This window comes from Ruegeria sp. CDSB022, assembly GCF_059611145.1.
The window spans coordinates 225,242-237,652 of record NZ_JBXWOZ010000003.1 but is presented as its reverse complement, the minus strand read 5'-3'; the positions used below and the strand labels follow the sequence as shown (position 1 = coordinate 237,652).

Below are 12,411 nucleotides of genomic sequence, written 5' to 3'. Positions count from 1 at the left end.
CATACAATATGAACGAAACATTTCACAAACTCAAAAGATATGACGCAAATGCTTCAAAACGCGGATATCGCCATCCTGCAAGAGCTTCAGACCGATGGCCGTCTGTCTATGCAAGAGCTCGCGGATCGTACCGGCCTGTCTGCCTCGCAATGTTGGCGGCGGGTTCGCGATCTCGAAGCTGCCGGGGTTGTGGCAGGCTATACCGCTCGTGTGCCCGCCAAATCCGTCGGCCTGAACGCAATAGCCTATGTTCATGTTGCGCTGCGCGATCATCAGGAAGACAGCATCACTTCGTTTTTGCGGCTGGTTGAGACCGAGGCTCAGATTGTCGAGTGCGCCTCAATCACCGGGGATCATGACTTCATTCTGAAAGTCTATTCGAAAACACCCGAAGATCTTGAGGCGTTCATCATGCAAAGGCTGTTGAAATCAGGGTTAGTCCGCGACACTCGCAGCAATTTTGTACTGCGGCAGACGAAAACACGTGGCCCTTTGCCCATTCTTTGATCTATCGCTCCAAAATCCGTTGAACCTATTCCCTGCCCCACCTATCGTGCGGGATCAGAACAGTTCAATCAGGACACCCCTATGACCAACCAAGTGCCACACCCGATGTCTCCTCAAGATTGCCTCGTGGCGATTATGGTTGCGATCTCTGCATCAGATGAGACCATCCGCACCGCCGAGCTGGTCAAAATCGAGGGCGCGGTCAACATGCTGCCTGTCTTTGCAGAATATGACATCGACCGGATGTATCGCGTTTCCCAGATCGTCTTCGATCTGTTTGAACAAGAAGATGGTCTGGATGCCCTGTTTGGACTGATTCGCGACAACCTGCCCGAACGCCTGAACGAAACCTCCTATGCGCTTGCATGTGATGTTGCGGCTGCAGATGGTACGCTGGCAGAATCCGAATTGCGGCTGCTCGAGGAAATCCGTTACGAGTTGGACATCGACCGTTTGCATGCCGCTGCCATCGAGCGCGGCGCACGGGCACGGCACACGACCTGACATCAGCTGCTGCCGGCCAGCTTCCCCCACCTTTCGATCAGTGCGCGCTGCAATTTGCGCGACCTGTTATTCCAGCTCCGCCCGCCTTCGGGCCGTTCACGATACGCTCGGGGGATCGTTGCGCGATGTTCTATGTCGGCCGTGAATATCGCAAAGGCCAGCTCTGCCCCATCCGGTGAGGTTATGAACCCACCCAGGCCCGAGACAAAGTTCAGGGTTCCGGTTTTCGCATTCACTCTGATCGGATGATCCTTGACCGGCCGCCCCTGACTGTCGGCAAGGGTAAATTTCTTCAGCAAAGGCCGGAGGTCTCCGGCTTTCTGCGCCGCCAGCAGCGCGACCACCAAGTCCTCGGGCGCTACGCGTGAATCGCCCCCAAGCCCTGAATGATCGACCATCGCAACCCCGGTCACACCATAGGTCTCTGTGGCCCATCTGTTCATCTCGGCGGCTGACTCCGCCAAAGTCTGCGGTCGCGTACCACGCGCCCTCGAGGCAGCGAGCCCCACCATCTCGGCAGTGAGATTGGTCGAGTATTTCAGCATGCCCTGCAATATGCTCTCGAGCGGGTCGCTTTGATGAATGACCAAAGGGGTTCCATTCGGCATCTGCCGCGTGACCTGCGTCCGCCCCAGCACAATTCCGTTGGATCGGGCCAATGTTCTGAAAACGTCACCTGCATAAAGCGCGGGCTTGCGGACAGGCAGCCACCGCGCCCCATCGCTACCCAACGCGCCTTTGGCAACAGTCCACCGGTCCTGACGGGCGCTGGCTTCGTAGGTATAGATCGGCAGATTGCGGCCCTCGACCTTCATGGACGCCACTTCCACTGCAGGCGTATAGCGCGTGCTTCGGGCATCCATGGTCACGTCATAGCTGGCGCCCTGCTTTTTCCACTCGAAATGCACGCGATTGAAATTCAGAGAAATGCCGCTGATCGCAGGGCTGTACCCCAAATGATCTGGCTGCCCCGGATCAATGCTGAACACGTAAGGCAACGCGCCATCATAAACTTTGAACGCGCCGCGAACCTCGGTGATTCCGGCCTCGCGCAAGTTTGCCGCCATCGTGGCCAGCGCATCCGTATCCAGCAAAGGATCACCACCGCCAACAAGAACAAGATCGCCGTTCAAAATGCCGTTTTCTATGGGCCCCTCAGCGACCAACGCAGTTTCGAACCTGTAGTCAGCACCCAACACATTCAGCGCGTAAAGCGCGGTCAGGGCCTTGCCAACACTTGCCGGTGGCAAACCCCGGTCGCCACCATAGGCTTCAAGCACCGTGCCTGTATCAGCGTCGGCTACAGCAAAGGCGACTTCGCCGCGCAGGTTCGCGGCTTCGACCAAGCGCACAACACCTACGATCGGCTCATCACGAATCTGAGGCCTCAATGATGTAAGCGGTGCCTCAGCCATAACGGCTACAGGCATCAGGGCCGCGCCCAGCCCAGCAATAAATCCTCGTCGCGAATAACGATCATTCATGGGTTAATTAAAATCCCAGAGATCACAGGCAAACAACCTGAGATCCGAATTATGGGCCCACAGGGGCTATTCAGGCAACACCTTGTTGCCCCAAACCCCCTGAATGCGCAACTGGGTCGAACTGACATCCAGCATCGGCACATTCACAAAACACCACGCCGGGGCCTGTGCCCGGCCGAGTAAATGCCGCGCCTGCCCGTCGATGCGGTATTTGGCATAGCGACGCGCCGCCGGGGACATACGTGCAGAGATGCGGTCTCCGGGACGGGCAACAACGCCAACCGGTACGGTTTCAACAATCGACTGCCAATCCTTCCACTTATGGAATTGCGCCAGGTTATCCGCGCCCATCAGCCAGACAAACCTGACCTGCGGATAAAGCTTCTGTAGGGCGGCGACAGTATCCGCCGTGGCGCGTGTGCCGGTCTGGGCCTCGATATCCGTCACCTCGACACGTGGATGCTGCATCACAGCTTGCGCTGCCTTCACCCGCCGCGCCAATGGCGCAGGCCCGCGCTCTTTCAACGGATTGCCCGGAGAGACCAGCCACCACACCCGATCCAGCCCAAAGGCCTTCATTGCCTCGAGTGTCACATGCACATGGCCCTTATGCGGCGGATCAAATGACCCCCCGAACAACCCCACGACCTGCCCGGGCCGTACATATGGGATAGAGCTACGCTGCATCTCTTGCTGATGTTCAGAACTCGGCGGGGTTGTCAATCAACAGGTTGCACAGCGCTGCCCAAACGAACCCGCCCGGGCCGCACGACCTCGGCGCACCAGCCCCCATGCCCGCGCACGGCGGAATAGCCGCCTTTGCCAAAGGCCTCCTCCATCCGGCTGCACGGCGCGCAGATGACGGTAAAACGCAGGATGGCCTCGCCCAGCTGCACCTCTCGCCCCTTGAGCGCTGACAGATTGACCCCCGAAACCACCAGATTGCGCCGCAGGATTTCGGGTGCAACCGGCCCCCGCCCGAGATAAGAGCCTATCGCCGACAGATGCTCTTGCTGGATCAAGGTCACTGCCCGCTTTCCCGGGCGGCTATGATCACCCTGCAGCCCCTCGCCTATAATCATAGCTTCGTCGACCGAGACCATGTCCACCCTCCGCGCCGACCGCAGACCAATCCACGCAATCCTCCCCGACTGCGCCCAGCCCGCTATGAGATTTTTCAGGGACATGGAGGGACTTTCTTATTTGAATTGCTTCACAATAAGACACTTAATTCGGCGGCCTTCCTGGGTTCAATAGATCGGTTACGTTAGGCTCAATCTGCAGATTGACCGCGTATCGACAGGCGATTTCACGTAGCTTGTGTTAGAACCCCCAATCAAAGCGACGAGAAAGCGACATATGAGCGCTTGTAGCTCAAGCGTTAGATTCTGATTGGAATTGATACCATGCAAACCGAACCCGAGCGGCTGATCCATATATAGGGCTTCGTGCACCGCATCATTTCGGATTGCGGCAATCTCTGCGCCCCCTGAGTTACTCGAATCTGCCCATTCCGGAACATTCATGTCAAATAACTGACATAGCCACTCAGCACGTTTCGCATGCGCTATTCTGGCATTCGGTGGCTGTATTTCGGTGGCGAGTGCATAACAAGCGTCAAGAGCGGCATATAGATACAGAAACCGTTCAAATTGCAGCGCGGGTGGATACTGTGCCAAGAAAAGGGCGTGAACGGCGGCTTCAAAGCGATGAGACTGGCGAGGGTTTCTCCGGTTGTCAGTCCAGAAACGTTCGGTGAGATCAATACTCTGTGACAAATCATCGGAGAATGGAGTGAAGTCTACTAATTTCCCGGGCTTAACCGGAGTCGCATCTAGGAATCCAGCCTCTGTAGCAGTCAGACGCAGGCCGGTAAAAAGGGACAGGCTCCAAAGATGAAATACAAGATGATCCTCGTCGTCTGCCCTACGATGACTGATCGTGTGTGTTTTGGGCAACCTGAAGACACGGGCGGAATAGGGTTTGTCACGCACTGCGCCAGTTATAAAATCCCTAGCCCTTTGTGGTGGTGCGTAAACCCAATCGCTTTCGATCACCTCGACACTCCGGAAATCTGCAACAATAGACTCATGATCTGGTGCTGTTCTTATGTTTAGATCGCCAGCGTCTATTTCCAACTGATTTGGATGAAAACCGAAGCTAAGAGATAGCTCTGCCATAAAAATTCTCCTAGTGATCAAATACCTCAAGCATAGGCACCTTCTAACCAAACACTCAAGATCGCAACTCGGACATCTAACCGAATTGTTGTCTTACCATGCGCTTATTGCCCCCACCCCACGCATCCGCTATCACACCGTCCAACCAAATTCCTCCGACCCAAAGGACGCGACATGGCCGCCTATCAATATGTCTACCACATGCAGGGTGTCTCCAAGACCTATCCCGGTGGCAAGAAGTGCTTTGAAAACATCCACCTGAGCTTTCTGCCCGGCGTGAAAATCGGTGTCGTCGGTGTCAACGGCGCGGGCAAATCGACCCTGATGAAGATCATGGCCGGCCTCGACAAGGATTTCACGGGTGAGGCTTGGGCGGCCGAAGGCGCCAAAGTCGGTTACCTACCGCAGGAACCGAAGCTGGACGAAAGCCTCAGCGTGCGCGAAAACGTCATGCTAGGCGTGGCCGAGAAAAAGGCGATCCTCGACCGCTATAACGAACTGGCGATGAACTACTCAGACGAAACCGCGGATGAGATGGCCAAGCTGCAGGACGAGATCGACAGCCAGAACCTCTGGGATCTCGACAGCCAGATCGACGTTTCGATGGAGGCGCTGCGCTGCCCGCCAGACGATGCCAATATCGCCAACCTCTCAGGCGGTGAAAAACGCCGCGTCGCGCTGTGCAAATTGCTGCTCGAAGCGCCCGACATGCTACTGCTCGACGAGCCGACCAACCACCTGGATGCCGAAACAATCGCCTGGCTGCAACAGCACCTGATCGATTACAAAGGCACCATCCTGATCGTCACTCACGACCGCTATTTCCTCGACAGCATCACGGGCTGGATCCTCGAACTCGACCGAGGTCGTGGTCTGCCGTATGAGGGCAACTATTCCGCGTGGCTGGAACAAAAGGCCAAGAGGCTGGAGCAGGAAGCCCGCGAGGACAAGTCTAAGCAGAAGACCCTGCAACGCGAGTTGGACTGGATGCGCCAAGGCCAGAAGGCCCGTCAGGCCAAATCCAAAGCCCGGATCAACGCCTATAATGATTTGGCGGAACAGTCCGAGCGCGAAAAGCTGACCCGCGCACAGATCGTCATCCCCAACGGCCAGCGCCTTGGCGGTAAGGTGATCGAGGTCGAAGGCCTGTCCAAACACATGGGCGATAAGCAACTGATCGAAGGGCTGGACTTTACCCTGCCCCCCGGCGGAATTGTCGGCGTCATCGGGCCCAACGGCGCCGGTAAATCTACCCTGTTCAAGATGCTTACTAGTCAAGAGCAGCCCGACGCAGGCACCATCACGCTTGGCGACACGGTTGAACTGTCCTATGTCGACCAGTCCCGCGACGACCTCAAGGACAACGACACCGTATGGGAGGCGATCACCGGCGGGGCCGAGATCATCCAACTGGGTGACGCACAGGTCAATTCCCGCGCCTATTGCTCCTCCTTCAACTTCAAGGGCGGCGACCAGCAGAAAAAGGTCTCCTTGCTGTCAGGGGGCGAGCGCAACCGAGTCCACATGGCCCGCCTGCTGAAAGAGGGCGGCAACGTCCTGCTGCTCGATGAACCGACCAACGATTTGGACGTCGAAACCCTGCGCGCCCTGGAAGACGCGCTGGTCGATTTCGCCGGCTGCGCCGTGGTCATCAGCCACGACCGCTTCTTCCTCGACCGGATCTGCACGCATATCCTGGCGTTTGAGGGTGACGCCCATGTCGAATGGTTCGAGGGCAACTTCGAGGATTACGAAGAGGACAAGAAACGCCGACTGGGACCAGACGCGCTGGAGCCGAAGCGGTTGAAGCATAAGAAGTTTGCGCGATGAGACGGAAGCTCAAAAGACGGTTGGAAAAATGGCAACGTAGCGCGCTGAAAATCAGCGCACCGCTGCGCAAGCGCATCCGGCAAATGTACAAGACAGATTACTGTGTGATCGTCGCAAGCAATGGCCGGTCGGGCAGCACCATGACCTACCATGCGCTGCGCGATGCACTGGAAAGGCTGGACCCAAACCTCTCGGGTCAGGCCAGTTTCGTGTCTCGGTTGGACGACGCCACCTTCCAGGCGCCGTTTCTTTACAAGACGCATGATTTTCCGCAGGTTTTGTCAAACTGGTCAAAAGATACCCGAGTCGTCTTTTGCTTTGGCTCGACAAAGGACTCTACCTTTTCAGTCTACACAGCGATGGAAGGCTATGGCCCTGAGTGGATAAAAAAGCACTTCTACAATCTGCATGCGACGGGCACATATGACGAGCTTTTCGAACGTGATGTGCTGCAACAGGCACGGCAGATCAAGGAATGGGTCACTTATGACGACATCCCGGTATTGTGCGTTCACTACGATGCGTTGTGGGAATATCAGGACGAAATCTCTGAATTTACCGGATTGAAATTTGTACCGGCTCCGCGGCGTGAACGGGCTGAAAAAGATATTCCGGAAGATCTGCGAAAGGCCGCGAGCCAAATCTACGATCCGATTGACGAAGTGATTTCCCAGCTTCCCAGATGTTTTGTGGCCTCGCCCGAAATGAACGAGATCGTGGGCAAATTGCCGCTCGCAAAGTGATCCTCGGACGGTCTGGCGCGTGACGTTCTTCCGGGCGCTCGCGAATCCAAAAAAATTCAGCTAACCACATACATTGTATAGATTGTTTCAGGATATTCTGATGCGTAGATTCTGATGCCTGGCGCTAGTTTCAGTTGTTCAGGATTGCAAATCCGGCTTGTCACATCTCGTCTGAACTGGCATACTCAGAGTGCTACCGTTTTTCTATTTCGACCCACTGTCTCCTTCTACGGCGTTCAGTCTATCGATACAGACGACGACGCCAGGCTGTCGCAACTCCGTGGGCAGCACTAGATAAGGAGAACACGGATATGCCTTCAGGCACCGTAAAATGGTTCAACACCACCAAAGGCTACGGCTTTATTGCACCCGAAGATGGCGGCAAAGACATCTTCGTTCACATCTCGGCCGTCGAACGCTCGGGCCTGACCGGTCTGGCCGACAACCAGAAAGTCACGTACGAGCTGCGCTCGGGTCGTGACGGTCGCGAAAGCGCCGACGACATCCAGCTGGCGTAAGCCGCTGTAAGGGCAGGGTTTTCCTCTGCCCTTTTCTATTTGTGCCTGAGCGACCACCTGTAAAAGTGTGTCCCGGCGATTACATCACAATTCAGTTACTCTTACCCGACGATTGACCGGATCGGATATCATCCGGACACTATGGTCATGATTTTTCTGTGTATTGAAGAGAGCTGATATGTTGACACGCCGTACATTCCTGACTGCAACAGCAGCAGCAAGCCTTGTTTCGACCGCCGCGTCGGCAAAGAAAGCCGTCGAATACGACCCCACTCCTCAATTTGTTCGAATCAAAAAGCAATTCCTGCCAGGCCAGCTTCTGGTGGTTCCACGCTCGTTCTATCTGTACTTCGTAACAGAACCTCGCAAGGCAATCCGTTACGGGTGCGGGGTGGGCAAAGCCGGGCTGGAGTTCACCGGAACAGCAACCATAGACGTCAAAAAGGAGTGGCCCACCTGGCGCCCCACCAATGAAATGATCGAGCGTGAGCCAATTACATATGCTCGTTTCAAGGATAACGACTATGTGCAGCCTGGCGGTGACGGCAATCCGTTAGGTGCACGGGCGCTTTATCTGTTCCAGAACGGCGTTGACACTTATTTCCGAATTCACGGGACCACTCAGCCGCAGACCATAGGCCGTGCAGCCTCGAACGGATGTATACGCATGCTGAACACGCATGTCATCGACCTGTACCAGCGGGTGCCGATTGGAACAGTTGTGACGGTCGTCTGATCAATCTTCTGCTGATTTCACAAGTTCCAAAACCTTTGGTCCAAGGTCTTCAACGATGAGGGCCACACCACTGGCGTTGGGATGGATGCCATCTGCCTGCATGTGTTCCCGTACTTCTTCGGGGTTTCCTGCCGCAGTCAAACCTGTGAAAAAACTTGGCGCATATCCAGTCTGATATCGATCCGCCAGATCGGGGTAGATCGCATCAAATGCGGCTTTGTAATCTGGGCCATAATTCCCCGGCGCCTGCATTCCGACCAACAACACGGCGACCTCAGCGCCATCTGCTGCTTTCAGGATCGTCTCAAGATTTGCGCGTGCAACTGCCGGATCAAGCCCTCGCAACAGATCGTTCCCGCCCAATGCAACGATCATCCCATCCACGTCGGGCGTCAGTGTCCAGTCCACACGTGCCGCCCCTCCGGCGGTGGTGTCCCCGGATACACCCGCATTGATCAGGCGCACATCCGCTCCGTGATCTTTCAACCAACGATCCAGCTGCGGGACAAATCCGTCTTGCTCGGGCAGGCCGTACCCTTGAGTCAAAGAATCCCCGAGAGCGGCAATCACTACGGTTTCTGCTGTGGCCGCAAAGCCGCAACACGTGATAAGCACCGGCATCAAAGCCTTGCGCAACATCTCAACTGCTCCATATCCCATTTGATTACCTCGGTTCGGACCAACCCATGATCGCTACTGTTCTATCGCTTGAAAATGCCGCTTTATCGCTGGATGGCAATGCCGGTCAGGTAGATATCCTGCACGACATCACGCTTTCCGTACACAAGGGCGAGACACTGGGTCTGATTGGGCCGTCCGGGTCAGGAAAATCGTCGTTACTAATGCTGATGGGCGGGCTGGAACAGGCGACGGGCGGCCAGGTAACCGCACTCGGGCAAAATCTGACCCGCATGAACGAAGACGAGCTCGCGCGGTTCCGACGCAACAGCATGGGCATTGTATTTCAGAATTTCCACCTGATCCCCACGATGACTGCCCTTGAGAACGTGGCCACACCGCTGGAGTTGGCCGGCCACAAAGATGCCTTTCAACGGGCCGAAGCCGAATTGGAGTCCGTAGGGCTGACGCATCGACGCGACCATTATCCGGCGCAGCTCTCCGGTGGAGAGCAGCAGCGCGTCGCGCTCGCCCGTGCCTCTGCCCCGCGACCACAGATCCTGCTGGCGGATGAGCCTACCGGCAATCTGGACGAAACAAACGGAGCCGCCATCATTGATCTGCTGCTTGGCCTGCGCGACAGGCATGGTGCTACTTTGGTTCTGGTGACCCATAGCCACAGCCTTGCGCGCAGATGTGACCGTGTTGTCCGGCTGCGCGATGGAAGGATTGCCGATGACACAAGGCAAGAGGCCGCCGAATGAGCCTGCGGATGGCCGGGCGGCTAGCGCGGCGAGAACTGCGCGGAGGTCTGCGCGGTTTTCGGGTGTTTCTGGCTTGTCTTGCGCTTGGGGTCGCAGCCATTGCTGCTGTGGGTTCGGTCCGCCACGCCATCCAAACCGGACTGACGCAAGAAGGCGCGGCTCTGCTGGGCGGGGATGCACAGCTGGAATTCACCTATCGCTTTGCGGAGGAGGCTGAGCGTGCATGGATGAACGACGCGGCCTTGGCCATCTCCGAAATCGTCGATTTTCGGTCAATGGCAGTCACGCAGCAGAATAGTGACCCACAGCGGGCGCTTACGCAGGTTAAATCCGTTGACGACTCCTATCCATTGTTGGGCAAGCCAATACTAGAGCCCCAGATGCCCCTGCGTGACGCCTTTACAGGCCAGCAAGGGGCGCCCGGTGCCGTAATGGCTCCCGCTCTGATCGACCGGCTTCAGCTATCGGTTGGGGATCGGTTTTCACTTGGAACTCAGGAATTTGTCCTGATGGCAGCCCTGATCCACGAACCGGACGGGGCGGCAGACGGGTTTGGATTGGGTCCGCGCACGCTGATCCGCACACAGGACTTGCTGAATTCCGGATTATTGGCACCGGGTACTCTGTTTTCCACCAAATACCGTCTAGATCTGCCGCCGGGGTCTGATCTTACAGCTCTTTCGGCGCAGGCAAGCGAAGCCCTTGAAGGCAGCGGAATGCGGTGGACCGATGCACGGAACGGTGCCCCCGGCATTTCAGAATTTGTTGCCCGGCTCAGCGCTTTTCTGGTTCTGGTTGGACTATCCGGGCTGGCTGTTGGCGGCATCGGCGTATCTGCAGCGGTGCGCGCCTATCTGGCGCAAAAGACTGAAACCATTGCTACCTTGCGTACTTTGGGTGCCGATCGGGCGACCGTGTTTCAGACTTATCTGATCCAGATCGGTATTCTCTCTGGCATCGGCATTTTTCTGGGCATCATATTGGGTGGATCGGTGCCTCTGCTGCTTGCGCCGCTGATCGAAACTCGCCTGCCTGTGCCCGCAGTGTTCTCGTTCTATCCGCAGCCTCTGGCTGAAGCCGCACTTTACGGCGTGCTCACCGCCTTTTTATTCACACTCTGGCCCCTTGCCCGTACTGAAGAAGTCCGCGCTGCGACCCTGTTTCGCGATGCGCTGTCTTCGACGCGCTTCCTGCCCCGTGCAAAATACATCCTAGCGACAGGCATCGGGCTTGCGGCGCTGATCGGCGCAGCTGCCTTTTTCAGCGGATCGGCGCGCCTGACCCTTTGGACCAGCGGCGGGTTGGCCGGAGCGTTGGTTCTGCTTTCGGTGGCGGCGCTGGCAATCCGCAAACTGGCACGCTTGACCACAAAACCCGCCCGAGGGAATCCGCCCCTGCGATGGGCCCTGTCAGCCATTTCCGACCCACGCGAAGGGGCCGCATCGGTTGTCCTGTCGCTGGGGTTGGGCCTGTCGGTACTCGCCGCAGTCGGGCAAATCGACGGCACCCTGCGAAACGCGATTTCAGGAAACCTGCCCGATGTCGCCCCTTCTTATTTCTTCGTCGATATCCAGAAAGAGCAGATGCCTAGCTTTACCGAACGGCTGGAAAACGACCCTGCCGTAAGCCGGATCCAAAGCGCGCCCATGCTGCGCGGAATCATCACGCAGATTAACGGGCAGCCCGCGATTGAGGTCGCCGGGGACCACTGGGTACTGGAAGGCGACCGCGGGGTCACCTATTCCGACGCCCCGCCCTCGAACGCACGGGTCACCGCCGGGGAATGGTGGTCCGAAGACTATTCCGGAACGCCTCAGGTCAGCTTCGCCGCTGAAGAGGCCGAAGAGATGGGCCTGAAGCTGGGTGACCAACTGACCGTCAACATATTGGGGCGCGACATCACCGCAGAGCTCACCTCTCTGCGCGAGGTGGATTTCTCGACCGCCGGGATGGGTTTCATCATGTCCATGAACCCGTCGGCCCTGGCCGGCGCCCCGCATAGCTTCATTGCCACCGTCTATGCCGAAGAGCAGGCCGAAGCCGCGATCCTTCGTGATCTGGCGGGTAAATTCCCCAATATCACCGCAATCCGTGTCCGCGATGCGATTGACCGGGTCTCGGGTCTGCTGGCCGGGTTGGCCGCTGCGACGTCTTATGGGGCTGGTGTATCGCTGCTAACCGGCTTTCTGGTCCTGATCGGCGCCGCGGCAGCGGGTGAACCAGCCCGGCGGTACGAGGCCGCAGTCCTGAAGACCATCGGTGCCGACCGACGGCGCATATTGATCAGCTTTGCCCTTCGGGCTGTTCTGCTGGGGTCTGCCGCTGGAATTGTAGCTCTGATGGTGGGCATCCTCGGCGGCTGGGCTGTTGCGACATATATTTTCGACACCAGCTTTGACGTCATCTGGCCATCTGCCATCGGCATCGTATTGGCCGGGATCATCGTCACGCTGGGCGCGGGGTTGATCTTTGCCTTGAAACCCCTTGCCGTTCGCCCGGCGCGCATCTTGCGCGCCAGCGACTGAGT

At 57.2% G+C, this 12,411-nt stretch carries 13 protein-coding genes; 8 read left to right on the top strand and 5 right to left on the bottom strand.

Going from position 1 to position 12,411, the window contains the following annotated elements; all coding sequences use genetic code 11:
* The first annotated feature begins 39 nt into the window (after nt 1–39).
* Together AC2FIZ_RS08850 and AC2FIZ_RS08845 are read left to right on the top strand one after the other, a co-directional pair.
* Nucleotides 40–507: an Lrp/AsnC family transcriptional regulator gene (locus AC2FIZ_RS08850; protein ID WP_246097185.1), complete on the top strand. Its 468-nt coding sequence runs from the start codon at nt 40–42 to the stop codon at nt 505–507.
* Between the two features lie 81 nt (nt 508–588).
* Nucleotides 589–1,011, top strand: a complete 423-nt coding sequence (locus tag AC2FIZ_RS08845; protein ID WP_142635642.1) for a tellurite resistance TerB family protein — start codon at nt 589–591, stop codon at nt 1,009–1,011.
* 2 nt (nt 1,012–1,013) lie between these two features.
* Here AC2FIZ_RS08845 and dacB read toward each other — a convergent pair whose 3' ends face one another.
* The 4 genes from dacB to AC2FIZ_RS08825 form a co-directional block, all read right to left on the bottom strand.
* On the bottom strand, nt 1,014–2,495 hold the full coding sequence (gene dacB, locus AC2FIZ_RS08840) for a D-alanyl-D-alanine carboxypeptidase/D-alanyl-D-alanine endopeptidase (RefSeq protein WP_281972499.1): 1,482 nt from the start codon (nt 2,493–2,495) through the stop codon (nt 1,014–1,016).
* Between the two features lie 66 nt (nt 2,496–2,561).
* Nucleotides 2,562–3,182, bottom strand: coding sequence for a nicotinate-nucleotide adenylyltransferase (locus AC2FIZ_RS08835; protein ID WP_281972500.1), 621 nt, complete (start codon nt 3,180–3,182; stop codon nt 2,562–2,564).
* 32 nt (nt 3,183–3,214) lie between these two features.
* On the bottom strand, nt 3,215–3,682 hold the full coding sequence (locus AC2FIZ_RS08830; protein ID WP_281972501.1) for an MOSC domain-containing protein: 468 nt from the start codon (nt 3,680–3,682) through the stop codon (nt 3,215–3,217).
* A 75-nt stretch (nt 3,683–3,757) separates the two neighbouring features.
* Nucleotides 3,758–4,675, bottom strand: a complete 918-nt coding sequence (locus tag AC2FIZ_RS08825) for a hypothetical protein (protein ID WP_281972502.1) — start codon at nt 4,673–4,675, stop codon at nt 3,758–3,760.
* Between the two features lie 174 nt (nt 4,676–4,849).
* Between AC2FIZ_RS08825 and ettA the strand changes: the two genes are divergently transcribed.
* The 4 genes from ettA (at nt 4,850) to AC2FIZ_RS08805 (ending at nt 8,502) form a co-directional block, all read left to right on the top strand.
* Entirely contained in the window at nt 4,850–6,505 is a 1,656-nt protein-coding gene (gene ettA, locus AC2FIZ_RS08820) for an energy-dependent translational throttle protein EttA (RefSeq protein WP_281972503.1), read from the top strand.
* Complete coding sequence (locus AC2FIZ_RS08815; protein WP_142635632.1) at nt 6,502–7,248, top strand: hypothetical protein; 747 nt, start codon at nt 6,502–6,504, stop codon at nt 7,246–7,248. Before ettA ends, AC2FIZ_RS08815 begins: the two co-directional genes overlap by 4 nt.
* A 311-nt stretch (nt 7,249–7,559) precedes the next feature.
* Nucleotides 7,560–7,766, top strand: coding sequence for a cold-shock protein (locus tag AC2FIZ_RS08810; protein WP_142635630.1), 207 nt, complete (start codon nt 7,560–7,562; stop codon nt 7,764–7,766).
* Between the two features lie 178 nt (nt 7,767–7,944).
* Nucleotides 7,945–8,502 (top strand): L,D-transpeptidase, encoded by a 558-nt coding sequence (locus tag AC2FIZ_RS08805; RefSeq protein ID WP_142635628.1) that lies wholly within the window; start codon nt 7,945–7,947, stop codon nt 8,500–8,502.
* Here the strand turns inward: AC2FIZ_RS08805 and AC2FIZ_RS08800 are convergent, their stop codons facing one another.
* Entirely contained in the window at nt 8,503–9,162 is a 660-nt protein-coding gene (locus tag AC2FIZ_RS08800) for an arylesterase (RefSeq protein WP_425595584.1), read from the bottom strand.
* A 26-nt stretch (nt 9,163–9,188) separates the two neighbouring features.
* Between AC2FIZ_RS08800 and AC2FIZ_RS08795 the strand changes: the two genes are divergently transcribed.
* Nucleotides 9,189–9,884, top strand: a complete 696-nt coding sequence (locus AC2FIZ_RS08795; protein WP_281972504.1) for an ABC transporter ATP-binding protein — start codon at nt 9,189–9,191, stop codon at nt 9,882–9,884.
* Nucleotides 9,881–12,409 (top strand): ABC transporter permease, encoded by a 2,529-nt coding sequence (locus AC2FIZ_RS08790; RefSeq protein ID WP_281972505.1) that lies wholly within the window; start codon nt 9,881–9,883, stop codon nt 12,407–12,409. Before AC2FIZ_RS08795 ends, AC2FIZ_RS08790 begins: the two co-directional genes overlap by 4 nt.
* Nucleotides 12,410–12,411: the final 2 nt, after the last annotated feature.

What these genes read in the sequence shown, in the direction of transcription:
- AC2FIZ_RS08850 (WP_246097185.1), top strand. Translation starts at nt 40, where the DNA reads ATGACGCAAATGCTTCAAAACGCGGATATCGCCATCCTGCAAGAGCTT.
- AC2FIZ_RS08845 (WP_142635642.1), top strand. Translation starts at nt 589, where the DNA reads ATGACCAACCAAGTGCCACACCCGATGTCTCCTCAAGATTGCCTCGTG.
- dacB (WP_281972499.1), bottom strand. Translation starts at nt 2,495, where the DNA reads ATGAATGATCGTTATTCGCGACGAGGATTTATTGCTGGGCTGGGCGCG.
- AC2FIZ_RS08835 (WP_281972500.1), bottom strand. Translation starts at nt 3,182, where the DNA reads ATGCAGCGTAGCTCTATCCCATATGTACGGCCCGGGCAGGTCGTGGGG.
- AC2FIZ_RS08830 (WP_281972501.1), bottom strand. Translation starts at nt 3,682, where the DNA reads ATGTCCCTGAAAAATCTCATAGCGGGCTGGGCGCAGTCGGGGAGGATT.
- AC2FIZ_RS08825 (WP_281972502.1), bottom strand. Translation starts at nt 4,675, where the DNA reads ATGGCAGAGCTATCTCTTAGCTTCGGTTTTCATCCAAATCAGTTGGAA.
- ettA (WP_281972503.1), top strand. Translation starts at nt 4,850, where the DNA reads ATGGCCGCCTATCAATATGTCTACCACATGCAGGGTGTCTCCAAGACC.
- AC2FIZ_RS08815 (WP_142635632.1), top strand. Translation starts at nt 6,502, where the DNA reads ATGAGACGGAAGCTCAAAAGACGGTTGGAAAAATGGCAACGTAGCGCG.
- AC2FIZ_RS08810 (WP_142635630.1), top strand. Translation starts at nt 7,560, where the DNA reads ATGCCTTCAGGCACCGTAAAATGGTTCAACACCACCAAAGGCTACGGC.
- AC2FIZ_RS08805 (WP_142635628.1), top strand. Translation starts at nt 7,945, where the DNA reads ATGTTGACACGCCGTACATTCCTGACTGCAACAGCAGCAGCAAGCCTT.
- AC2FIZ_RS08800 (WP_425595584.1), bottom strand. Translation starts at nt 9,162, where the DNA reads ATGGGATATGGAGCAGTTGAGATGTTGCGCAAGGCTTTGATGCCGGTG.
- AC2FIZ_RS08795 (WP_281972504.1), top strand. Translation starts at nt 9,189, where the DNA reads ATGATCGCTACTGTTCTATCGCTTGAAAATGCCGCTTTATCGCTGGAT.
- AC2FIZ_RS08790 (WP_281972505.1), top strand. Translation starts at nt 9,881, where the DNA reads ATGAGCCTGCGGATGGCCGGGCGGCTAGCGCGGCGAGAACTGCGCGGA.